Annotated in this window: 19 protein-coding genes; 8 read left to right on the forward strand and 11 right to left on the reverse strand. The window is 33.9% G+C overall.

Going from position 1 to position 21,610, the window contains the following annotated elements; all coding sequences use genetic code 11:
* The first annotated feature begins 21 nt into the window (after nucleotides 1-21).
* Nucleotides 22-1,380 (forward strand): rhodanese-related sulfurtransferase, encoded by a 1,359-nt coding sequence (locus ACNFIH_RS13165; protein WP_426483496.1) that lies wholly within the window; start codon nucleotides 22-24, stop codon nucleotides 1,378-1,380.
* A 60-nt stretch (nucleotides 1,381-1,440) separates the two neighbouring features.
* On the opposite strand, the gene ACNFIH_RS13170 is transcribed toward ACNFIH_RS13165, so the two are convergent.
* A complete protein-coding gene (locus tag ACNFIH_RS13170; protein WP_426483497.1) occupies nucleotides 1,441-2,877 on the reverse strand; it encodes a hypothetical protein in 1,437 nt (478 codons plus the stop codon).
* A 226-nt stretch (nucleotides 2,878-3,103) separates the two neighbouring features.
* Here ACNFIH_RS13170 and ACNFIH_RS13175 point away from each other — a divergent pair, with 226 nt between their 5' ends.
* The 5 genes from ACNFIH_RS13175 (at nucleotide 3,104) to ACNFIH_RS13195 (ending at nucleotide 8,841) form a co-directional block, all read left to right on the forward strand.
* The gene (locus tag ACNFIH_RS13175; RefSeq protein ID WP_035652688.1) at nucleotides 3,104-4,456 is read left to right on the forward strand and encodes a PSP1 domain-containing protein; all 1,353 of its coding nucleotides are present in this window, start codon (nucleotides 3,104-3,106) and stop codon (nucleotides 4,454-4,456) included.
* Entirely contained in the window at nucleotides 4,440-4,919 is a 480-nt protein-coding gene (locus ACNFIH_RS13180; protein WP_142451367.1) for a gliding motility lipoprotein GldH, read from the forward strand. The genes ACNFIH_RS13175 and ACNFIH_RS13180 overlap by 17 nt, the downstream gene beginning before the upstream one ends.
* Before the next feature lie 8 nt (nucleotides 4,920-4,927).
* The gene (locus tag ACNFIH_RS13185) at nucleotides 4,928-7,234 is read left to right on the forward strand and encodes a penicillin-binding protein 1A (protein WP_426483498.1); all 2,307 of its coding nucleotides are present in this window, start codon (nucleotides 4,928-4,930) and stop codon (nucleotides 7,232-7,234) included.
* A gap of 166 nt (nucleotides 7,235-7,400) precedes the next feature.
* Nucleotides 7,401-8,102, forward strand: a complete 702-nt coding sequence (locus ACNFIH_RS13190; protein WP_426483499.1) for a CoA transferase subunit A — start codon at nucleotides 7,401-7,403, stop codon at nucleotides 8,100-8,102.
* Between the two features lie 82 nt (nucleotides 8,103-8,184).
* Entirely contained in the window at nucleotides 8,185-8,841 is a 657-nt protein-coding gene (locus ACNFIH_RS13195; RefSeq protein ID WP_426483500.1) for a 3-oxoacid CoA-transferase subunit B, read from the forward strand.
* 133 nt (nucleotides 8,842-8,974) lie between these two features.
* Here ACNFIH_RS13195 and ACNFIH_RS13200 read toward each other — a convergent pair whose 3' ends face one another.
* The gene (locus ACNFIH_RS13200; protein ID WP_035652704.1) at nucleotides 8,975-9,505 is read right to left on the reverse strand and encodes a DUF6646 family protein; all 531 of its coding nucleotides are present in this window, start codon (nucleotides 9,503-9,505) and stop codon (nucleotides 8,975-8,977) included.
* 47 nt (nucleotides 9,506-9,552) lie between these two features.
* Nucleotides 9,553-10,287 carry a metallophosphoesterase family protein gene (locus ACNFIH_RS13205; protein WP_426483501.1) on the reverse strand — a complete coding sequence of 245 codons (735 nt, stop codon included), beginning with the start codon at nucleotides 10,285-10,287 and terminating at the stop codon, nucleotides 9,553-9,555.
* 139 nt (nucleotides 10,288-10,426) lie between these two features.
* Here ACNFIH_RS13205 and dinB point away from each other — a divergent pair, with 139 nt between their 5' ends.
* On the forward strand, nucleotides 10,427-11,509 hold the full coding sequence (dinB, locus tag ACNFIH_RS13210; protein ID WP_142451372.1) for a DNA polymerase IV: 1,083 nt from the start codon (nucleotides 10,427-10,429) through the stop codon (nucleotides 11,507-11,509).
* A 97-nt stretch (nucleotides 11,510-11,606) separates the two neighbouring features.
* Nucleotides 11,607-12,107 (forward strand): PAS domain-containing protein, encoded by a 501-nt coding sequence (locus ACNFIH_RS13215; RefSeq protein ID WP_426483502.1) that lies wholly within the window; start codon nucleotides 11,607-11,609, stop codon nucleotides 12,105-12,107.
* 106 nt (nucleotides 12,108-12,213) lie between these two features.
* Here the strand turns inward: ACNFIH_RS13215 and ACNFIH_RS13220 are convergent, their stop codons facing one another.
* From ACNFIH_RS13220 to ACNFIH_RS13255, 8 genes are all read right to left on the reverse strand, one after another.
* Nucleotides 12,214-13,818: a fumarate hydratase gene (locus ACNFIH_RS13220; protein WP_426483503.1), complete on the reverse strand. Its 1,605-nt coding sequence runs from the start codon at nucleotides 13,816-13,818 to the stop codon at nucleotides 12,214-12,216.
* Between the two features lie 234 nt (nucleotides 13,819-14,052).
* A complete protein-coding gene (gene tnpA, locus ACNFIH_RS13225) occupies nucleotides 14,053-14,514 on the reverse strand; it encodes an IS200/IS605 family transposase (RefSeq protein WP_426483504.1) in 462 nt (153 codons plus the stop codon).
* A 209-nt stretch (nucleotides 14,515-14,723) separates the two neighbouring features.
* Complete coding sequence (locus tag ACNFIH_RS13230) at nucleotides 14,724-16,163, reverse strand: nucleoside recognition domain-containing protein (protein ID WP_426483505.1); 1,440 nt, start codon at nucleotides 16,161-16,163, stop codon at nucleotides 14,724-14,726.
* A 110-nt stretch (nucleotides 16,164-16,273) separates the two neighbouring features.
* Nucleotides 16,274-17,347, reverse strand: a complete 1,074-nt coding sequence (locus ACNFIH_RS13235; RefSeq protein ID WP_426483506.1) for a winged helix DNA-binding domain-containing protein — start codon at nucleotides 17,345-17,347, stop codon at nucleotides 16,274-16,276.
* Nucleotides 17,348-17,454: 107 nt separating this feature from the next.
* A complete protein-coding gene (locus ACNFIH_RS13240; RefSeq protein ID WP_426483507.1) occupies nucleotides 17,455-18,168 on the reverse strand; it encodes a 3'-5' exonuclease in 714 nt (237 codons plus the stop codon).
* A 90-nt stretch (nucleotides 18,169-18,258) separates the two neighbouring features.
* Nucleotides 18,259-18,735 (reverse strand): methylated-DNA--[protein]-cysteine S-methyltransferase, encoded by a 477-nt coding sequence (locus tag ACNFIH_RS13245; protein WP_426483508.1) that lies wholly within the window; start codon nucleotides 18,733-18,735, stop codon nucleotides 18,259-18,261.
* A gap of 81 nt (nucleotides 18,736-18,816) precedes the next feature.
* A complete protein-coding gene (locus ACNFIH_RS13250; protein WP_426483509.1) occupies nucleotides 18,817-20,694 on the reverse strand; it encodes a DUF2207 domain-containing protein in 1,878 nt (625 codons plus the stop codon).
* 67 nt (nucleotides 20,695-20,761) lie between these two features.
* Nucleotides 20,762-21,577 (reverse strand): SDR family NAD(P)-dependent oxidoreductase, encoded by an 816-nt coding sequence (locus tag ACNFIH_RS13255; protein ID WP_426483510.1) that lies wholly within the window; start codon nucleotides 21,575-21,577, stop codon nucleotides 20,762-20,764.
* Between the last annotated feature and the right edge of the window lie 33 nt (nucleotides 21,578-21,610).

A 21,610-nucleotide genomic window follows, 5' to 3' on the forward strand; every position in this document is an offset into this window, starting at 1 on the left:
TAACTTAAAACTGTTTATAGCATGCAACTGTATAACACTTTGAGCGCAGAAGAAAGAGCCATCATGATCGATGATGCTGGACAACAACGACTAACGTTGTCTTTCTATGCGTATGCCAAAATTGAAGATCCTAAAAAATTTCGCGATGATTTATTTGTAGCCTGGAATGCTCTTGATGCATTAGGCCGAATTTATGTTGCCAACGAAGGAATAAATGCTCAAATGAGTATTCCTGAAGAAAATTTGGAAGCTTTTAGAGCAACTCTTGAAGTTTATGATTTCATGAAAGGCATTCGTTTAAATGAAGCTGTAGAACATGATGATCATTCCTTTTTAAAATTAACTATTAAAGTGCGTCACAAAATCGTTGCCGACGGTTTGAATGACGAAACTTTTGATGTAACTAATATTGGGGTTCACTTGAAAGCCAAAGAATTCAATGAGATTCTTGACGATCCAAACACAATTGTAGTTGATTTTAGAAATCACTACGAAAGTGAAGTTGGACATTTTAAAAATGCGATTACGCCAGATGTTGAAACTTTCAGAGAGAGTTTACCAATCATCAACGAACAGCTTCAAAATCATAAAGAAGATAAAAATCTGGTAATGTATTGTACCGGAGGAATTCGTTGCGAGAAAGCAAGTGCTTATTTTAAACACCAAGGTTTTAAAAATGTTTATCAATTAGAAGGTGGAATCATCAACTATGCGAAACAATTAAAAGAAGAAGGTTTAGAAAGCAAATTCATTGGTAAAAACTTTGTATTTGATAATCGTCTAGGCGAAAGAATCACAGATGATATTGTTTCACAATGCCACCAATGTGGAAAACCTTGCGATAATCACACCAACTGTGAAAATGATGGATGTCATTTATTGTTTATTCAATGTGATGAATGTAAAGCCGCAATGGAAAACTGCTGTTCTACAGAATGTTTAGAAATCATTCACATGCCTTTGGTTGACCAGGTTCGTTTGAGAACTGGGAAACAAGTTGGAAATAAAGTTTTCAGAAAAGGAAAATCGGAAAACTTGAAATTCAAACATTCAGGTGAATTGCCAGAAACTGCTTTGGGCACAGCACAAAAGCCAGCGGATATTCGTCAGAAAATAAAAGTAAAGAAAGTACTTCTTGGAAAAGCGGAACATTATTATGTAAAAGCGCAAGTGGGACAATTCACAATAGAAAATCACGAATTAAAAAGCGGTGATAAAATCCTTATTTCTGGCCCAACAACAGGAGAGCAAGAATTGATTTTGGATAAAATTATTGTTGATGGTGCAGAAACCCAATCTGCAAAGATTGGTGATAAGGTTACTTTTGAGGTTCCATTCAGAATTAGATTATCTGATAAAGTATATAAGATTTTAGAATAGTTCCATCATATATAATCGAACATAAAATAAAAAGAGTCGCAATTGCGACTCTTTTTATTTTTAAACTTCTTGAATATTTTCAGGTATTATGTTTTCTTCGATTTCACCCCATTCTTTGGCTGTCCAAAATAAAGCAATGTGTAGATTGTATAAGCCGATAGCACCATAAAGCAATATGCAAGTGTAATACAAACCGGTTTCCATATCTTGAAATAAAAAGAATAGTATCGCTATACCTACTAATGCAAAAGCAATCCAAATACCAAATCTAAAATATAATATAAAAACATACAGTAAGACAGCAGGTAAAACTAGGCAAATTAAGTATTCGCGACTTAATCCTATCTTAGCAATCGTGTGTATCGCATATATGGTTGCTAAAAATAAAATAAAGAACTGAAGCAAAGATCTATTTTGCTGATCTTTATTCTGCACTTCAAAATATTGAGTATCAGTTAAGGGAATACTTTTACGAAAAAATAGAAATAGCGGAATCAAATTAATTACCGGGATAAAACTAAAAAAGTAAATCCATAAAGGTTTTCTTCGTAGTGCACTCAATTGCAATAACAATAACTGAGAGAATAATAAATATACAAATGCAATTTGTAAAATAATGCGAAAAAACGTTAATAAAGTATATAAAATAGTCGAAAAAGTAGGGTCTACAACTGCAAATGCATATTGTGATACGTTTTCCGTCAAGTTCAAATGAAGAGCAAACAAAGAAGTGAATAAAATTATAAAGTGTGCTGTAAAATTTTTGTTTGTTAATAATGAAGTAGCAGGCATTTTTATAAAATTCTTAAAAGAGATTCCAGAATCTGATAGAAATATAAAATAGAAAAAAGATAATGGTATAAAAACTTTTATAAGCGCATTTCCATATGAGTAAAGAGAAGTAAGGAAATCGTTAATCAGTATCACGGATCCAATTTTCTGATATATTGTACTTATGCTTATTACGGTAATCATTCCAATCAAATATCCCATCAGACTTAATTTTTCCCCATAAAGTATTTTTCTTCTAAACACACCATATAATGAATAGGTAGGGAAAAAATTCATAATAAAATAAATAGAATAAAGCGAGTTTAAAAATTCTAATCTATTAAGGCCTGCATACATATAAACTATATCCAAAACTGTAGATGGCAAGAAGAGTAAAAGAATAAATTTAATTTTATTATACTTTTTTTCATAGACTGCTTCCCAACAAAGTACAACTACCATAATCAGAATATCGATAATTTTGTTTATGATTTCTGCCCAAACAGGTAGTTCTTTCGCAGAATTAATAGTATCAATTAAATCAAGTATTCCTGGACCTCTCACTGACTGTGAAATGTAAAAATTGTTAGTAATAAATTGCTTGATGATAAAAAGGAACGCAACAATAGCTAGAGGATAAAGAATCTTTTTAAACTTTGAAAAATTAAAATTATAAAAGTAGTTTGTTTCGTCTTTTGGTTTGTCTAATAAAATTTCAGTATTCATTTAGTGGCTGAGGTTTGTTTTTGGGTTGGTTTAAATTATTTTTTTTGTACTAGTAAACTTAACAAATTTTAGTTCTCTTTCAGAATTATTTAAAGACAGAAAATTTCTTTTTTTATTTAACAAACCATTAGTTTTAATCAATATATAGCAGAATAAAAAAAATACTATCTTTACCGATTAAACGTTTATGAACTTAAGTTGCTTTTGCAACACTACATATATAATTATGGCATGTACAAGTTGTTCAACCTCAGATGGTGGCGCACCAAAGGGTTGTAAAAATAATGGGACTTGCGGCACCGATAGCTGCAATAAATTGACTGTTTTTGACTGGCTTTCAAACATGAGTCCGTCTAATGGAGAGGCAATTTTTGATTGTGTTGAGGTTCGTTTCAAAAACGGACGCAAAGAATTTTTTAGAAATTCTGAGAAACTAACTTTAAGTATTGGTGATATTGTAGCAACTGTTGCTTCACCAGGACATGATATTGGAATTGTAACTCTTACAGGTGAATTGGTAAAAATTCAAATGAAGAAAAAAGGAGTAAATCATGAAAGTAATGAAGTTCCAAAAATTTACAGAAAAGCATCTCAAAAAGATATTGATATTTGGTCTGTAGCGCGTGATCGCGAGGAACCAATGAAAGTTCGTGCACGTGAATTGGCAATTCAGCATAAATTAGAAATGAAAATTTCTGATATCGAATTTCAGGGTGACGGATCAAAAGCAACGTTTTATTATACGGCAAATGATCGTGTCGATTTTAGAATGCTGATTAAGGATTTTGCAAAAGAATTCAGCACCAGAGTCGAAATGAAACAAGTTGGTTTCCGTCAGGAAGCAGCGCGTTTAGGTGGAGTTGGTTCTTGCGGACGTGAACTTTGTTGTTCTACCTGGTTAACTGATTTTAGAAGTGTAAATACTTCTGCTGCACGTTATCAGCAGTTATCTCTAAATCCGCAGAAATTGGCTGGACAATGTGGTAAACTTAAATGTTGTCTTAACTATGAGTTAGATACTTACATGGATGCCTTAAAAGATTTCCCAGATTATGATACTAAATTAGTAACCGAAAAAGGAGATGCTGTTTGCCAAAAACAAGATATTTTTAAAGGATTAATGTGGTTCGCTTATACCAATAATTTTGCAAACTGGCATGTTTTAAAAATTGATCAGGTAAAAGAAATTATTGCCGAGAATAAACAGAAAAACAAAGTTTCTTCGTTAGAAGATTTTGCAATTGAAGTAACTTCAGAACCTGAAAAGGATTTTAATAATGCAATGGGTCAGGAAAGTTTAACTCGTTTTGACCAACCAAAAAGAAAGAAAAAACCAAATCGCAAACGCAAACCAAATGCTGAAAATGCAGTAGTTGCCGCGGCACCGAGCAAACCACAGCAAGGAAATAATAACAACAATAATAAGCAAGGCGGAGGAAATCCGAATAAATCGAATAAACCTCACAACAAGCAAAATCATTCTAATAAAAATAAACCAAATGAAAATAAACAGAATGAAAACAAGCCTGCTGAGCCTAGAAAACCAATAATTATTACTAAAAATGAGAATAAAAAATAGCGGAATTCTTCTTTTGGTTGCAATACTACTCTTCTCTTGTGATAAAAAAAGAGTGTTTGATGAGTACAAATCCGTTGGGAGTGCATGGCACAAAGACAGCGTTGTTACTTTTGATTTGCCTGTTTTAGATTCTACCAAAAAATACAACTTATTTGTAAATTTGAGAGATAACAACAATTATCCTTTTAATAATTTGTTTTTGATTGTTGCTATTGAAACGCCAAGCGGTTTTACAAAAGTAGATACGTTAGAATATCAAATGGCAAATCCAGACGGAACTTTGTTAGGAAACGGTTTTACAGACATAAAAGAAAGCAAGCTGTTTTATAAAGAAGATGTGAAGTTTAAAGGAAAATATAAAGTTCATATTAAACAAGCTGTTAGAGAATCAGGCAAAATTCCTGGTGTTGAAGCTTTAGAAGGTATTACAGACGTAGGTTTTAGAATAGAACAAAAAGATTAGAAATAATTATGGCAGCTAAGAAAAACAATCAATCAAATAGCGTTAAAGATATTAATTACTATAAAAAGAAGTTCTGGCGGGTTTTTGCTTATACTTTGCTAGGTATTTTGGCTTTCTTTTTATTTGCCTCTTGGGGATTATTCGGTTCAATGCCATCTTTTGAAGATTTGGAAAATCCGGATTCAAATTTAGCTACTGAAATTATTTCTTCTGATGGAGTTGTAATTGGTAAATATTTCAAAACCAATAGATCTCAGTTGAAATATTCTGATTTGCCAAAAAGTTTGGTTGAAGCATTAGTTGCGACAGAAGATGCACGTTTTTATGAACATTCTGGAATTGATGGACGTGGAACTTTAAGAGCCGTTTTTACTTTGGGAACAAATGGTGGTGCGAGTACTTTAACACAACAGCTTGCAAAACAATTATTTCACGGTGAAGGTTCTAAATTTTTGCCTTTTAGAATTGTTCAGAAAATAAAAGAATGGATTATTGCGATTCGTCTGGAAAGACAATATACCAAAAACGAAATTCTGGCCATGTATTGCAATGTCTACGATTTCGGAAATTATTCTGTTGGAGTAAGTTCGGCAGCGCAGACTTATTTCTCTAAAGATCCAAAAGATTTAACAATGGATGAATCGGCTATTTTAGTCGGAATGTTCAAAAACTCTGGATTATACAATCCAGTTCGTAACCCACAAGGTGTGAAAAATCGTCGTAATGTGGTGCTTTCGCAGATGGAAAAAGCAAAGATGATTACCACTGCAGAAAAATTGAGATTACAGGCTTTGCCAATTACATTGAAGTTCAAGCTTGAAAGTCACCGTGAAGGAACGGCTACTTATTTCAGAGAATACCTTCGTGATTACATGAAAAAATGGGTCGCTGAAAATAAAAAACCAGATGGTTCTGATTATGATATCTACAAAGATGGTTTGAAAATTTATACGACTATCGATTCAAGAATGCAGCTTTATGCAGAAGAAGCAGTTTCTGAACACATGAAAAATCTTCAACAGCAATTTTTTATTGAAATGAAAACCAATAAAAATGCGCCTTTCGTAAATATCACTCAGGCTGAAACAGATAGAATCATGATGCAGGCAATGAAAAATTCTTCGCGCTGGGCTATTATGAAAGATATGGACAAAAGCGAAGATGATATTATCGCATCATTCAAAGTAAAAACGCAAATGCGAATTTTTACTTGGAAGGGAGAGCGTGACACCATCATGACACCATTAGATTCTATTCGTTACTACAAACACTTTTTACAGTCTGGTTTGATGGCAATGGAACCTCAAACAGGAAATATCAAAGCATGGGTTGGAGGTATCAATTATAAATATTTTCAATACGATCACGTTGGTCAGGGTGCAAGACAAGTTGGTTCTACTTTCAAACCATTTGTTTATGCAACTGCTATTGAACAACTTAATATGTCTCCATGCGATTCTATTCTTGATGGACCTTTTATGATTCATAAAGGACGTCATCACGTAACAGAAGATTGGGAACCAAGAAACTCTGATAACAGATATCGTGGAATGGTAACATTAAAACAAGGTTTGGCGAATTCTATTAATACGGTTTCTGCTAAATTAATTGACAGAACTGGCCCTGAAGCTGTTGTTGAATTGACAAAAAAATTAGGTGTTAAAACTGAAATCCCGGTTCAGCCTTCAATTGCTCTTGGAGCCGTTGATATTACAGTTGAAGATATGGTTGCGGCATATAGTACATTTGCAAATCAGGGAGTTTATGTAAAACCACAATTTTTAAGCAGAATTGAGAACAAAAGCGGTGAGGTTATTTATGAACCAATTCCGGAATCTCATGATGTTTTAAATAAGGATATCGCTTTTGCGGTAATTAAATTGTTAGAAGGTGTTACTGAAACTGGTTCTGGAGCACGTTTACGTACACAAGGCGGTGGAAGCGGTGATAATCGTTGGACAGGATATCCATATATGTTCAAAAATCCAATTGCGGGTAAAACCGGAACAACGCAAAACCAGTCAGACGGTTGGTTTATGGGAATGGTTCCAAATTTAGTAACCGGAGTTTGGGTTGGTTGTGAAGACCGTTCAGCGCGTTTCAAAAGTTTGACTTACGGACAAGGTGCTACAGCAGCATTGCCGGTTTGGGCTTATTTTATGAAAAAATGCTACGCTGATGAAGCACTTCAGGTTTCAAAATCGGAATTTGAGCGTCCGGCTAACCTTTCGATAAAAGTGGATTGTTATCAAAGACCTGCAGTAGTAAAAGATACAACAGAGACAGATCAAAATACAGACGAATTTGAGTTGTAAACTTAATTTGGCTTTAAAATAAATTTATCCTTTTGAAATCTTCTAAAGTTAGAAGAGGACAAAAGGATATTTTTTTACGGGATATTTTATTTTTTACGAAATCGATATAATTCAATCTAAAAATCTTATTTTTATCAAAAATATATAGTAATAAAGACACTTTGTTATGATAACAAAAAAAGTAAATAATGTTCATGATGCAATTCAAGGAATTGAAAGCAGTATGACAATAATGTTTGGCGGTTTTGGTTTATGTGGAATTCCTGAAAATACTATTGCCGCATTGGTTAATACTTCGATTTCAGATTTAACCTGTATTTCTAATAATGCAGGAGTTGATGATTTTGGTTTGGGATTGCTTTTGCAAAAGAAACAAATCAAGAAAATGATTTCCTCTTATGTTGGCGAAAATGCGGAGTTTGAACGCCAGATGCTTTCAGGTGAACTAGAAGTTGAACTTACACCTCAAGGAACTTTAGCAGAACGTTGTCGCGCAGCTCAAGCGGGAATTCCTGCTTTTTTTACTCCGGCAGGTTACGGAACAGAAGTTGCCGAAGGAAAAGAATCTCGTGAATTCAATGGCAAAATGCACATTATGGAGGAAGCCTTCAAAGCCGATTTTGCAATTGTTAAAGCATGGAAAGGCGATGAAGCCGGGAATCTTATTTTTAAAGGAACTGCCCGAAACTTTAATGCGTGTATGGCCGGTGCAGGAAAAATTACCATTGCTGAGGTTGAAGAACTGGTTCCTGTCGGGACTTTGGATCCAAATCAAATTCACATTCCAGGAATTATGGTACAACGTATTTTTCAGGGAGAAAAATTTGAGAAACGTATTGAGCAAAGAACCGTTAGAGTTAAGAATTAGATAATTGAGATAATGCGACAATTAGATAATTGTTTTTTTGAATTATCTAATTATCAAATTCTCTAATTGACACATTATAAATATGGCACTTAGTAAAGAAGATATAGCAAAACGAATTGCAAAAGAAGTTAAAGACAGGTATTTTGTGAACCTTGGAATCGGAATTCCGACATTGGTTGCGAATTATGTTAGAGAAGATATTGCAGTAGAATTTCAAAGTGAAAATGGTGTCCTCGGAATGGGGCCATTTCCTTTTGCAGGCGAAGAAGATGCCGATATTATTAACGCAGGAAAACAAACTATTACAACGCTTCCGGGAGCAAGTTTCTTTGATTCTGCTTTTAGTTTCGGAATGATTCGCAGCCAAAAAGTCGATTTGACAATTCTGGGTGCAATGGAAGTTTCTGAAAACGGCGATATTGCCAATTGGAAGATTCCGGGAAAAATGGTAAAAGGAATGGGAGGTGCAATGGATTTAGTAGCTTCTGCCGAAAATATTATTGTTGCGATGATGCATGTGAACAAAGCAGGTGAATCTAAAATCTTAAAAAAATGCACTTTGCCATTAACGGGTGTAGGATGCGTTAAAAAGATCGTAACTGAGCTTGCAGTTCTCGAAGTAACTAAAAATGGTTTTAAGCTCTTAGAAAGAGCGCCAGAAGTTTCTGTCGAGCATATCATCGCATCAACTGAAGCTGATTTGATTATTGAAGGAGAAATTCCTGAAATGATTTTTTAAGTAAGGCTCAAAGTTGCAAAGGTTCAAAGGCACAAAGTGATTTATAATAAAAATAAAAAAACCGCCCATAAGGCGGTTTTTCTATTTAAAAACTTTGTTCCTCTGTACCTATGAGCCTTTGGAACTTAAAAGTTTAATTTAAATTAAATGAAGCTCCTAAACTGAAAGTAGCTTGATTGTTTAAGTGATCAAATACATCATTATCACTGCTATATTTTGCAATTGGAAAACCAATTTCCGTGAAAACACCAAATCCGTCAGTAAAGAAATAACGACCTCCGATGTGACCTCCAAAATTTTTCAAACCTAAACTTAAACCTGGGTAAACATCTAATTGCTCTACTCCAATAACACTGCTTAAGTTAGCATTAATTCTTGCTTTTGCATCAAAACGATCTTTGAATTCTGGTTTGTAATCATTGTATGGAGTTGGGTGATCACCATAAATTCCGTTAAAATTGTTTACACCAAGTAAATAATTTGAAACAAAACCAAAAGAGAAATTTTCTCCTAAACCAAAATCAACAGAACCCTGAATTCCAGAACCACCATCTTGTAGGTTAGCACCAACATTTACTCTGATATCTCCCTTGCCTGTAAAAGCTTTTTGAGCATTAACAAATCCGAATGATACTAAAAACAAGAGTGTAATAACTTTTTTCATAAAATTAAATATTAATTATTTTGCGGTGCAAATGTATATTTAATATTTTAATTCCTACCTTTTTCGTCAGGATATAATTCATTTAACGGTTCACTTTGCCAGAACTCCTTTGTATCCACATTCATAATCGTCAAAGGCCCTTTAAAAGCAGCGCCTGTATCAACATTCCAAACACAAGCTTTGTTTATAGGAACCGTTTCTCCAATTCGCGTAACAGGAGTGTGTCCAATGTAAATTTCTTTATAAACCGTAAAACGTTTTGGATAATATAAATCATCGGGTGTTAAAGCTGGGTTCAAAGCAAGTGCCGATTCCCAAAGAGTTCTGTCCCAATAAAATAATTTCGGAAAATATTCCCAGACCACACCATTTAAATTGGTAAATCCGGCGTGAACAAATAGACGGTTTTCATCATCCAGATAATAGTCTTTCAGAGATTCTAAAAAAGCAATATGAGTTTTCTTCTTTTCCTCAGAAAGTTTAGAATATCCTTCAACAGTAGCTTTTCCGCCATGTTTGTACCACATTTCTTCATCAAAATCTTCATGCCTGTTTTCAAGCCAGTCTAGTGCCAGCTGATCATGATTTCCTCTGATGCAAATGCATTTTTGTTTGCTTTTAAGGTCAATTAAAAAATCGATGACTTCAGCAGACTGACTCCAGCCGTCTACATAATCACCTAGAAAAATAAGAGTATCTTCGGTAGTAACTTTGGCTTTATTCAACACTTGCTCAAGTGCGCGTAATCCTCCGTGTATGTCGCCTATAACAAATGTTCGCATTATTTAAATTTTCGAGTAGAAGAACAAAAATAGAAAGAATAATTGGTTTCAACTCAATGATTTTTTATTCTTTAAAGATTGGTATTATTTATAACTATTTGCAGTGACTTTTTATTGCTTTACTTTTTAAATTTGCAATATGTCAGAAGTGCCAACATATCGAAAAATTATTCATATTGACATGGATGCTTTTTATGCTTCTGTCGAGCAGATGGATAATCCTGCTTTGCGAGGAAAACCTGTCGCAGTTGGTGGTTCTGAAAATCGGGGAGTAGTTTCGGCAGCAAGTTACGAAGCCAGGAAATTTGGTGTTCGAAGTGCTATCAGCGGAGTTTTGGCCAAGAAATACTGTCCTGAAATCATTTTTGTTCGTCCGAGGTTTGACCGCTACAAAGAGATTTCTTCCAAAATCCATAAAATTTTTCATGAATATACTGATTTGGTTGAACCGCTTTCGCTTGACGAGGCTTATCTTGATGTAACGCAAAATAAAAAAGGAAATCCAAGTGCGAGTTTGCTTGCACAGGAAATTAGATTACGAATTCTCAATGAAGTTGGACTTACGGCATCTGCCGGAATTTCAGTAAACAAATTTGTTGCTAAAATTGCCAGCGATGTAAATAAACCTAACGGACAAAAAACGGTAAATCCAGATGAGATTTTAGCTTTTTTAGAAGAACTGCCAATTCGGAAATTTTATGGCGTTGGGAAAGTAACCACCGAAAAAATGTATCAACTTGGAATTTTTACCGGAGCCGATTTAAAAAGTAAAACAATAGAATTTCTGGAAAAACATTTCGGGAAATCTGGCGCTTTTTATTATAAAGTAGTTCGTGGAATTCATAATAGCGAAGTAAAAGCACATCGGATAACAAAATCAGTTGCAGCTGAACATACTTTTGATGTTAATTTATCTTCTGAAATTTTTATGCTTGAGCAGCTTGATAGAATTGCAGCTTCATTAGAAAAACGGTTGAAAAAGCACAAAATTTCAGGTAAAACTGTTACTCTTAAAATAAAATACAGTGATTTTACACAACAAACCCGAAGCAAAACACTTCCTTATTTTATTTCAGATAAAAGTCTGATTTTAGAAATTGTGGAAGAATTATTGTATCAAGAACGAATGAAAGATTCTGTACGATTGCTCGGAATTTCGCTAAGTAACTTAAATACAGAGGAAAAGAAAGCAGTTGTTGTGCAATTGAAATTTTCTTTTTGATTTGTTATAATCTTTGAAATTACGGTTTCACGTAAAGAAAGTTCAAATTTTCATCTTATCTTTGAGAGAATAGTCATCTAATTTAAATCGCTCCAATATGAAAAACGCTAACCCTGAAGAAGCATCTTATCGTTATTCGGTTCCAATCTTGGCTTGGGATTTTCACTATGAATATATAAATGAATTGAAAGCCATGACTGCTGATTTGAAAAGGTTGCATACGATTTCATCTCAATATGCATGGAATGAAAGAGAACTTAAAATAGAAGAACGAATTAAAAACGAAGTAATTGTAATAACCGATTTGAATTTAAAAATCGTTTTTGCCTCCAGTAAAATTAAAAGAATGACGGGTTATACCGAAGCGGAAATTTTAGGAAACACACCCAAAATGTTTCAAGGCCCGGAAACGTGCCCGTATGTTTTGCAAGAAATTAGAGAAGCAATTCATTCAAAAATTTCGTTTGAAAAGACAATTGAAAACTACAAAAAAAACGGAAAGGTATACAGTTGTCACATCAACGGTTTTCCTGTTTATAATTCGAAAGGAGAAGTTTCGCATTTTATAGCATTTGAGAAAAATGCGCTTAGTGCATAATATTTAAAGCAAAAAATATATAAATATAAAAACCGCCCAAAAGGCGGTTTTTATATTTATAAAGAAAACTTAGAATCTCAGTATCTTAGAACCTTAGTGTCTTAGACTATAAATTCTCGAAGAAATCATTTCCTTTATCATCAGTAATGATAAAAGCAGGGAAATCTTTCACAGTAATTTTACGAACAGCTTCCATTCCTAATTCTTCAAAATCAACAACTTCAACTTTCAAAATATTGTCTTGGGCCAAAATAGCAGCCGGACCTCCGATAGAACCCAAATAGAATCCTCCGTATTTGTTGCAGGCATCCGTAACTTGTTTCGTGCGATTTCCTTTAGCAAGCATCACCATACTTCCACCATTTTTCTGGAATTCATCCACATAAACGTCCATACGTCCAGCCGTTGTTGGTCCAAAACTTCCTGAAGCCATTCCTTCCGGAGTTTTAGCCGGACCAGCGTAATAAACCGGGTGATTTTTGAAATATTCCGGCATTGGTTTTCCGGCATCCAATAATTCTTTAATTTTTGCGTGTGCAATATCTCTTGCAACGATAACAGTTCCGTTTAATTTCAAACGGGTTTTGATAGGGTATTGAGATAATTTTGCTAAAATATCTGCCATTGGCTGATCTAAATCAACTTCAACCGGAGCTTCTAAATGTGGCGCTGTTTCCGGTAAAAATTGTTTCGGATTTACTTCTAATTGCTCAACGAAGATTCCGTCTTTTGTAATTTTTCCTTTGATGTTTCTATCCGCAGAACAAGAAACGCCTAATCCAACTGGACAAGAAGCTGCGTGACGAGGCAAACGAATTACACGAACATCATGCGTGAAATATTTTCCACCAAACTGAGCGCCAATTTCACTTTCCTGACAGATTTTTTGAACTTTTTCTTCCCACTCTAAATCACGAAACGCCTGACCAGCCATGTTTCCCGAAGTTGGCAAATGATCATAATATCCTGCAGATGCTTTTTTAACAGCGCTTAGATTCGCTTCCGCAGAAGTTCCACCAATAACCAAAGCCAAGTGATAAGGAGGACAAGCCGAAGTTCCTAAATCTTTGATTTTTGCTCTAATAAATGCATCTAAAGATTTATCATTCAATAATGATTTTGTTTGCTGATATAAATAAGTCTTATTTGCGGATCCTCCGCCTTTTGCCATAAACAAGAATTCGTACGAAGTTCCTTTTTTAGCATAAATATCAATTTGAGCCGGAAGATTTGAACCTGAATTCTTTTCTTCAAACATCGAAATCGGAACGATTTGAGAATAACGTAAATTACGTTTTTGGTACGTATTGAAAATTCCTTTGCTTAACCATTCTGCATCATCAACACCCGTGAAAATACTTTCACCTTTTTTCGCCATTACAATTGCCGTTCCGGTATCCTGACAGCTTGGTAATTGGCCTTCGGCAGCGACAGAAGCATTTTGAAGCAAATTGTAAGCAACAAAACGATCATTGTCTGTAGCTTCAGGATCGTCAAGAATGTTTCTTAATTTTTGTAAATGCGTCGTTCTAAGCATGAACGAAACATCTGTTAAGGCTTCTTCAGCCAATAATTCTAAACCTTTTGGATCTACTGTTAAAACCTCACGTTCTCCAAATTTTTCAACTTTTACAAAATCAGAGGTGATTTTGCGGTATTGTGTCTCATCCTTTAAAATTGGATAAGGATCTTGGTATATAAAATCAATCATTGTTTTGTTTTTTTACAAAGTTAGAAATTATTTACCTAAGAAAGAATTTGAATTAGGGGCGTTTGTGAGATATAGATAATTAAAATTGTTATTTCATTCAAACTGGACTGAAGTCCAGCTCTACAAAATAAATCGTTCCTCCGGAACTTTAAAAAAAGAGCCAGCGGCTCGGCCCATATTGTAGGGCTGGACTTCAGTCCAGTTTGAACGTAATAAATTTAATATGGTGTAATGTTATATTAGATTTTCAAAAACACATCTTTCGTCAAATTTGACATTATATTTATTTAAGAAAGAGAAGTATTCGTCTCTGAAATTTTGTTTTTTGTGATGTTCTTCTTGATTCGCAATATATTTATAAACAGCATCAATATGAGATTTGCTGTATGAAAAAACACCATAACCTTCCTGCCATTCAAATTTGTATTTAGTCAATTGATGATCATTGATGAATTTTGATGATTTTCCTTTTACAATTTTCATTAAATCTGAAATGGAAATAGTTGGTTTAAGTGCTAAAAGACAGTGAACATGATCTTCGGTTCCATTTACTATAATCGTTTTGCATCCGGTTTCATTAATCAAATTTCCAATTACGCTTAAGATTTTAGATTTGCATTCTGGAGTAATTAATGCTTCTCGGTATTTGACTGCAAAAACGGCTTGGATATAAACTTGATGAAAGGTGTTTGACATTTTGTAATAAACTTAAAAGATTGAATTTTAATCTCAAAATTACAAAATAATCTTACAAATAAATATAATCAAATCATTTATATGGTTAAACTGGACTGAAGTCCAGCTCTACAATATAGTTCGAGCTGCTGGCTCTTTATAAAGTTCCGGAGGAACGATTTATTTTGTAGGGCTGGACTTCAGTCCAGTTTAATGTATATGTTAATGTTCTAAAAAAACCAAGTCGCCACAAAAATTGCCGTAATCACACAAATCAAATCGACCAAAAGCATAGTTCCCAAAGCGTAGCGCGTATTTTTGATATTCACAGAACCAAAATAAACCGCAATTACATAAAACGTACTTTCAGCACTGCATTGAAAAATACTACTCAATCGCGCTGTTAAAGAATCGGCGCCAAAAGTATTCATCGAATCAATTAAAAATCCTCTTGATCCTGCAGAACTAAACGGACGTAGCATCGCAACTGGCAACGCATTTGTGATCTCCTGGCTTACACCTAAATTTGAAAATACAAATCCGATTCCGTCACTGATGATTTCGAATAATCCGCTGTTTCTGAATAATGAAATTGCCACCAACATTCCTAAAACATAAGGAAAAATAGTAACTCCGGTTTTAACTCCGTTGTTTGCTCCAACAACAAAAGTGTCGAAAACAGTAGTATCGGCTTCTTTGAATTTTTTCTCGTGTGTGAAAGAGAAAATCAAAGTAAAAAGAACAATTGTAAGTAAAATTAAACCTGAAAGATTAGAAGTAAAGTAATTTTTTCCAATTAAATCCAAATGATTCACATACATCAGTAAACCTACAATTGCAGCAATCATTGTAATTAAGCCAATTACAAGTGAAGCACTTTTAAAATTAATTTTTTGTTTGATTCCAACAATAAGGAAAGCGGCAATTGTACCAATAAACGAAGTAATAACACAAGGAAGAATTACATCGGCTGGATTTGTTGCGTTTGCGGCAGCGCGATATCCAATAATTGAAGTCGCAATCAAAGTCAAACCAGAAGCATGCAGACACATAAACATGATTTGTGCATCGCTGGCTTTATCTTTTTCGGGATTTATTTCCTGTAAACTTTCCATTGCTTTTAATCCAAATGGTGTTGCAGCCGAATCTAATCCGAGGAAATTGGCAGCAAAGTTTAATGTCATATAGGAAATCGATGGGTGATTTTTAGGAATACTTGGAAACACTTTTACAAAAACCGGACTTAAGGTTTTAGCTAATTTTCCAGATGCTCCAGAAATAATTAAAAGCTCCATTAATCCACAGAAAAAGGCTAAATAGGCAATAAGGGGAAGAATTAAATCAACCAAAGTGCTTTTGCAAGTTGGCAATAAACCATCAGATTTTTGCAGACCACTGTAAATTTTTACCGTTTTATTTTTGTAAACATAAGTCGTGTCGGCATTTAGCGTATCACGATTGATAATCATGGTTTGATCTTTCGCTTTTGAAATACTGTCTTTGATGAAAGCAGGAAGTTCTTCAATGTATTTTTCAGAAACTAAAATTGGGTCGTCTTTTTTTCCATTCAATACAGAATCAATAGTGTAAGTATTGGCAGTGAATAAACTGACTACAATAAAGAGAATAGAAGAAATAAAAATCGCTAACCAAAATCTGCTTAATACCATAATTGTAATTTTTTGTAAATGTAATTATTTAGCAATAATAAGCATAAAGATTTAAGTAGCGAAACAAGAAGTAATCGCTAAAAAGAACAATTCTTTACTTAAAATCCTATTTATTCGATAATAACTTTCGTTTCCAAATACTTTTCAAAAGATTTAATTTCTTCGAAAAGAAGCTGTTTTTTGCTTGATTCAGTTTCATCGAAAAATTCAGCTTCGATTCTGACGTGATCTTTTTTAATCGTTCTTTTCCAGATTCCGATTACTTTTCCGTTTTCTAAAATTATTGGTTTGAAAATGCCATTATTGGTAAAAACCTTTGATTGATTTTGTGCTAAAAAGGAAGCTTCACGAGTTTTGTATGAAATTAAAATTTCATCAAAAGCAGGAAGAAAGTGAATGCTTTCCTTGAAGTTAATGTTTTCAATTTCTTGATTAACAAAATAATAATTTTGATTTTCGATTTCTATACTATTTAATTGCAACATAATTGCATCAATAGTTTTTTTGCAAATAGTAGGCGGAAAACCAGACCACCACGAAAAATCAAGAACTGTTGCTGGACCATGACTTTCAAAATATCTTAGAGCAAGTTTTGCTAAAGCTTCTTCTTTCGTTAATTTGTTTTTTGGCTTCGGAACTCTTTCTTCAAGTAAAGCATAAGTGATTTGTTTGCCTTTCATTTTTCCGTTACAAACCAAACCATCCAATTCGGCATTCATCATAATGGCGGCACTTAAAAAATCAGCGCTTGAAGTTTTTTTGATATTGAGTTCCTGCATGATTTCCTCACGCGTTAAATGATTATTTCCTGATAAAAGTTTTTCAATTGCAACATTTGCCTGATTTAGTTTTTTGTCGTCATAATCAAATTTTTTGGCTGCAGAAGCTGTAAAACGTTTCACTTGTGGCGCAGAAAGATCCAACATCCAATAAATATCTTCAGCGGAAACAAAATGCCAGGTTGGACGCAAAATATGTGTCCGAATAATTTTGGCCGAATTCACAGCTTTTTCAATCTCTTTTTCGCTAGCATCGCAACGAGAACCAATCGCCCATTTTGCCATTGCATAATCCTGCGCCTGCATTGCTCCAAAATGATAAACAACTTCTTGCGGAGAGCAATTGGTCTCTTTGTACAATTTTTGAGCAACCAAACGATGGTGTGAAATTTCAGAATGAATCATTTTTAAAACTTTTTATTAAACCATATAAGTGATATAAGTTCATGATAAGAAACCTCAGTATCTTAGCAACTTAGTCCCGAAGCCTCGGGATATCATCTTAAAAAAAATCAGACATGAATAATTTCGTCATCAATCAATAAATCTTCACGACGCAAACGAAGAAAAATTTGAGCAACGGCAATCGTGTCTTTTTCGCAATAAGTAATAATGCGGTCAATGTCTTTTTCGACATAAAAAACATGTGCCACCTGACTTCCGTCGATATCGCCTTTTGGAGAAGGAACTCCAAGAATTTTTGTCAATAATTTTAAAGAAGTAAAATGCTTGTAATCACCAAACTTCCATAATTCTAAAGTATCCAAATGTGGAATTTCCCAAGGTTTTTTCCCAAATAAATTCAGTTTATCCGGAATTGCAATTTGGTTGATGATCATTCGGCGGGCAATAAACGGAATATCGAATTCCTTTGCATTATGTCCGCACAAAAGATGTTGTGGCTGATTGAAATGATTGTTCAGAAGATTATTAAAGTCTTTCAGAATCTTTTTCTCATCGCCAAAAAACGATGTCACTCTAAAATTTCGAATATCCCCTTTGATGGTGAAAAAGCCAACTGAAATACAGATAATCTTGCCAAACTCCGCCCAAATTCCTGCGCGATCATAAAATTCTTCAGGTGTAAAATCGTCTTTTCGCTGATATTGTGTTTTTAAATCCCAAAGCGATTGCATTTCCGCGTCAAGCGAATTGAAGTTTTCTTCTTCCGGAACGGTTTCAATATCAAGAAATAAAATGTTATTGAGGTTTATTTTTTCAATCATTATTTAGACATCTTAGATGTTAGATTTTTAGACTCCTTAGATTTATAAAGGTACGAAAAACCAATCTTTACATAAGAATTAACTTATTTTTTAAAACAAACTTTGCTGTTTACTTGGACTTTCATGTTCCAAAAGCCATTTTTTACGAGACAATCCGCCGGCGTATCCGGTTAAAGATCCATTTGTCCCGATAACGCGATGACAAGGAACAACAATCCAAAGCGGATTTTTTCCATTTGCCGATGCCACTGCGCGAATTGCTTTTATATCGCCTAATTTTTTTGTCTGATCCATGTAACTTATTGTTTTTCCATACGGAATTTCCAATAATGCTTTCCAGGCTTTTTGTTGAAATTCGGTTCCTTGTGGATTCAGTTTTAAGTCGAAATCGGTTCTTTTGCCTTCAAAATATTCATTTAATTGAGAAACAGCATCTTTTAAAACTTTTGGGATTTTTTTAGAAACTTCATTTGTGCCAACATCAGAAACAGAAATCACGGCAATACCATTTTCATCTCCAACAATTTTGGTGATTCCTAAAGGCGAGTTGATGTAAGCTGTTTGCATTTTTTTAATTTAATCACAAAGTTCGCGAATATTTTTGAATCCTATCTGTTGTATAGGTTCATTTGCAATTTAAGGCAGATTTTACCAGCCGCCGCCTCCGCCACCGCCGCCACCTCCACCGGAGCTTCCTCCGCCAGAACTTCCACTGCTTGAGCTGCTTGAAAATGTATTGTAGGTAGAACTAAAATGTGTCATCATTTTAATCGAAAATCCCGAAGAACCTTCAGAGGTTCTTATCCAATTATTGGTGTAGTTCAGTTTTTTTAAAATAGTAGTGAATTTTAGAGTCCATTTGTCTTCAATTCCTAATGCAAAGGCATAAGGCAGATTTTCTTCATAAATGTGTATTGAAGTTGTGTTTTCTTCGGGTTTGTAATCTAATAAATACTGTTTCAGTTTTTTGATTTGAAATTTTGTTTCAATTCCGAGTTGGGTATAAACGCTTATCAAACTTAAATAGATACTAAATCCGAAAATTATTAGAAAGAGAACCAACAAATTCAGGACAGAATAGCTTTTGTCTACATTGCTTGCAAAAAATGATGCAAAGCAAAAAACGCCCGAAAAGATTGACAGGAAAAAACACAAGAAACTGGAGCCGTAGTCTTGTTTAATAATTGTTTGTATCATGCCTCTGAGAAGCAAGATAGTAAATATTAGAAGCGTAAAACCAAAAATAGCGGCCCCAAAAATGGTTCCTTTTGCAACGTAACAATATCCCAATAATGCCGGAATTGTAATTGCAAAACCTATTAAAATTTGTTTGTAATTGCTCGAAAAATAATCTTTTAAATTGTATTGGCTTTCGAGCGATTTCTCAAGTGCCTCTTTGGCTTTATCAAAGATTAAATAGGTTTTTTTATCAATTTCAAAAGAATCATTTTCTTCGAATAAAGCTTCTAAAACTGCATTTTCTTCTTTGGATAAATCGGTCGTTATACTTCCTTTTTTAAGGGAATATTGAAACTCATCCGCCCAATTTTCTTTTCCGTTATCGGAAATTTCAATAGCCCCTTTTTTTGAAAGATTAATTATCGCAATCAAAAGCGTTTGCGAACTGACATATCTTTCTTTTATGTAATGTAATGAAGTTGCAGAATAGAGATTTTTCAGATCGATTTTGCTGTTTTCATTTTTTAACAACGGATCTTCGCCATATCTTTTCCACGAAAAATAATAAAATGCAAAGCAAATCGAAACCACACCGATTGCAAGTAGCATTTTATCTAGCGCTAAGAATTCCTCCATTTTATAATGAGGAGAGAAAAATGGCTGATGAACAATTCCTTTTGGAAAGCCTGCTGCAATAGTAAAACCTTCTTCTTTTTTTAGATTTTTGGAAGTAAAATAGATACAATTGTCAACTATTTTAGAGTTGCATTCATGTGCTTTCGAACCTAAAATTCCGGTATAACAAGATGTTTGAAAAGCTTTAGCAGATTTTGGTAAAATTATTTTTGCGGTAACATTTTCAATTTCAAACTGCCAGTAGTTTCCGGTAACATTCCAATAAATTTCGTCAAATTCATCATAAGAATGTGTTTGCGCTTCAACTTCATAAGTCACTTTGTAAGTGTAAGTTCCTTCTGGAAGAGAATAATCTTTGTCGCCAATATAGATTTTAAATGTTTCACTATCTTCATCGATATGATACAACTCTTTGAGACCGTCGCGGGTAACATTTAAAACGGTGTAAAAATTATTTTTAGAAACTTTTGGCGAATCAGTCATCAATGGAAGTTCTCTAAATATACCATGATCGATTTGCTCACCTTTAGCATAAACTTTAATCGTTTCTGTAACGATAATATTTCCATTTTCTTTTAAGAGAATGTCTGCATGAAATTGTTTTATTTTTTCGGGATTTTCACCAGAAGAATAAGCTTCGTCCTGAGCGTAACTTTGGAAAAATGAAAGTAATAAAAAGCAAATTGAAAATAGAAAGCGGAGTTTTTTCATGTTGAAAAACAATTATTTTATGAAGGAAAAATAGTGTTTTTATTTTAAAATCTGTGAATTGTAAGTTTTAATAATCAGCCAATCCAAATTTATAATCTAAAACATTTTCAATTTTTTCGCTTGAAATAACCTTTTTAATATTCGATTTTTCAGAACTGAATTTGGGCAAAACCAGATTTTGTTTTGTTGCTTTTTGGGTATAATATTCCTCTCTTGTTGGATGAAAAGGTGCAACGGCATTGAAAATTTCGTTCCATTTTGATTGGTTTATGATTTCTTCAATAATACCGATGCAGTCATTTTGATGAATTAGATTTACTGGGGCATCTGGATTTTCAAGGTTTTCTTTTCCTGATAAATGTTTTACCGGATGACGGTCTTCGCCGATTAATCCGCCGAAACGTAAAATCGTTGTTTGGAAGTTTTTGTTTTCAAGAAGAATATTTTCAGCCAAAAACAATTGTTTGCCGCTTTCTGTTTCAGGATTAGGAGCGGTTTCTTCGTTTATGAAATCATTTTCATCGCTGTAAACAGAAGTTGAACTCACAAAAAGTACTTTCTCAACAGATGATTTCTCTATAAACGGAATTAGATTCTTGATTTTTTCGACAAAAACTTTCTTTTCAGCGTTTGGATCGACCGCTCTCAATTTTGGAGGAATATCTATAATTAAGATTTCACTTTCGGATAAAAAAGCATTTATACTTTCTGAAATACTTTCGCTTTCCAGCGCAACCAAAAACGGATTTATTGCCGAATCTTTTAAAATAGATAGTTTATTTTCTGAAGTTGTTGAGCCGTTTATCGAATTTCCTTTTTCAATCAGTTTTTTTGCCAAAGGAAATCCTAGCCAGCCACAACCAAGTATACTTATTTTTGTCATTTTTGTTTGCTTTGAGTAATAATCTCGCAAAGT

Origin of the sequence: Flavobacterium sp. 2 (genome assembly GCF_049949195.1) — a bacterium.
In the GTDB taxonomy this organism is placed as follows: Bacteria; Bacteroidota; Bacteroidia; order Flavobacteriales; family Flavobacteriaceae; genus Flavobacterium.

Bases quoted from the DNA above. Each gene is read 5' to 3' on its own strand.
- ACNFIH_RS13165 (WP_426483496.1), top strand. From the start codon at position 22: ATGCAACTGTATAACACTTTGAGCGCAGAAGAAAGAGCCATCATGATC.
- ACNFIH_RS13170 (WP_426483497.1), bottom strand. From the start codon at position 2,877: ATGAATACTGAAATTTTATTAGACAAACCAAAAGACGAAACAAACTAC.
- ACNFIH_RS13175 (WP_035652688.1), top strand. From the start codon at position 3,104: ATGGCATGTACAAGTTGTTCAACCTCAGATGGTGGCGCACCAAAGGGT.
- ACNFIH_RS13180 (WP_142451367.1), top strand. From the start codon at position 4,440: ATGAGAATAAAAAATAGCGGAATTCTTCTTTTGGTTGCAATACTACTC.
- ACNFIH_RS13185 (WP_426483498.1), top strand. From the start codon at position 4,928: ATGGCAGCTAAGAAAAACAATCAATCAAATAGCGTTAAAGATATTAAT.
- ACNFIH_RS13190 (WP_426483499.1), top strand. From the start codon at position 7,401: ATGATAACAAAAAAAGTAAATAATGTTCATGATGCAATTCAAGGAATT.
- ACNFIH_RS13195 (WP_426483500.1), top strand. From the start codon at position 8,185: ATGGCACTTAGTAAAGAAGATATAGCAAAACGAATTGCAAAAGAAGTT.
- ACNFIH_RS13200 (WP_035652704.1), bottom strand. From the start codon at position 9,505: ATGAAAAAAGTTATTACACTCTTGTTTTTAGTATCATTCGGATTTGTT.
- ACNFIH_RS13205 (WP_426483501.1), bottom strand. From the start codon at position 10,287: ATGCGAACATTTGTTATAGGCGACATACACGGAGGATTACGCGCACTT.
- dinB (WP_142451372.1), top strand. From the start codon at position 10,427: ATGTCAGAAGTGCCAACATATCGAAAAATTATTCATATTGACATGGAT.
- ACNFIH_RS13215 (WP_426483502.1), top strand. From the start codon at position 11,607: ATGAAAAACGCTAACCCTGAAGAAGCATCTTATCGTTATTCGGTTCCA.
- ACNFIH_RS13220 (WP_426483503.1), bottom strand. From the start codon at position 13,818: ATGATTGATTTTATATACCAAGATCCTTATCCAATTTTAAAGGATGAG.
- tnpA (WP_426483504.1), bottom strand. From the start codon at position 14,514: ATGTCAAACACCTTTCATCAAGTTTATATCCAAGCCGTTTTTGCAGTC.
- ACNFIH_RS13230 (WP_426483505.1), bottom strand. From the start codon at position 16,163: ATGGTATTAAGCAGATTTTGGTTAGCGATTTTTATTTCTTCTATTCTC.
- ACNFIH_RS13235 (WP_426483506.1), bottom strand. From the start codon at position 17,347: ATGATTCATTCTGAAATTTCACACCATCGTTTGGTTGCTCAAAAATTG.
- ACNFIH_RS13240 (WP_426483507.1), bottom strand. From the start codon at position 18,168: ATGATTGAAAAAATAAACCTCAATAACATTTTATTTCTTGATATTGAA.
- ACNFIH_RS13245 (WP_426483508.1), bottom strand. From the start codon at position 18,735: ATGCAAACAGCTTACATCAACTCGCCTTTAGGAATCACCAAAATTGTT.
- ACNFIH_RS13250 (WP_426483509.1), bottom strand. From the start codon at position 20,694: ATGAAAAAACTCCGCTTTCTATTTTCAATTTGCTTTTTATTACTTTCA.
- ACNFIH_RS13255 (WP_426483510.1), bottom strand. From the start codon at position 21,577: ATGACAAAAATAAGTATACTTGGTTGTGGCTGGCTAGGATTTCCTTTG.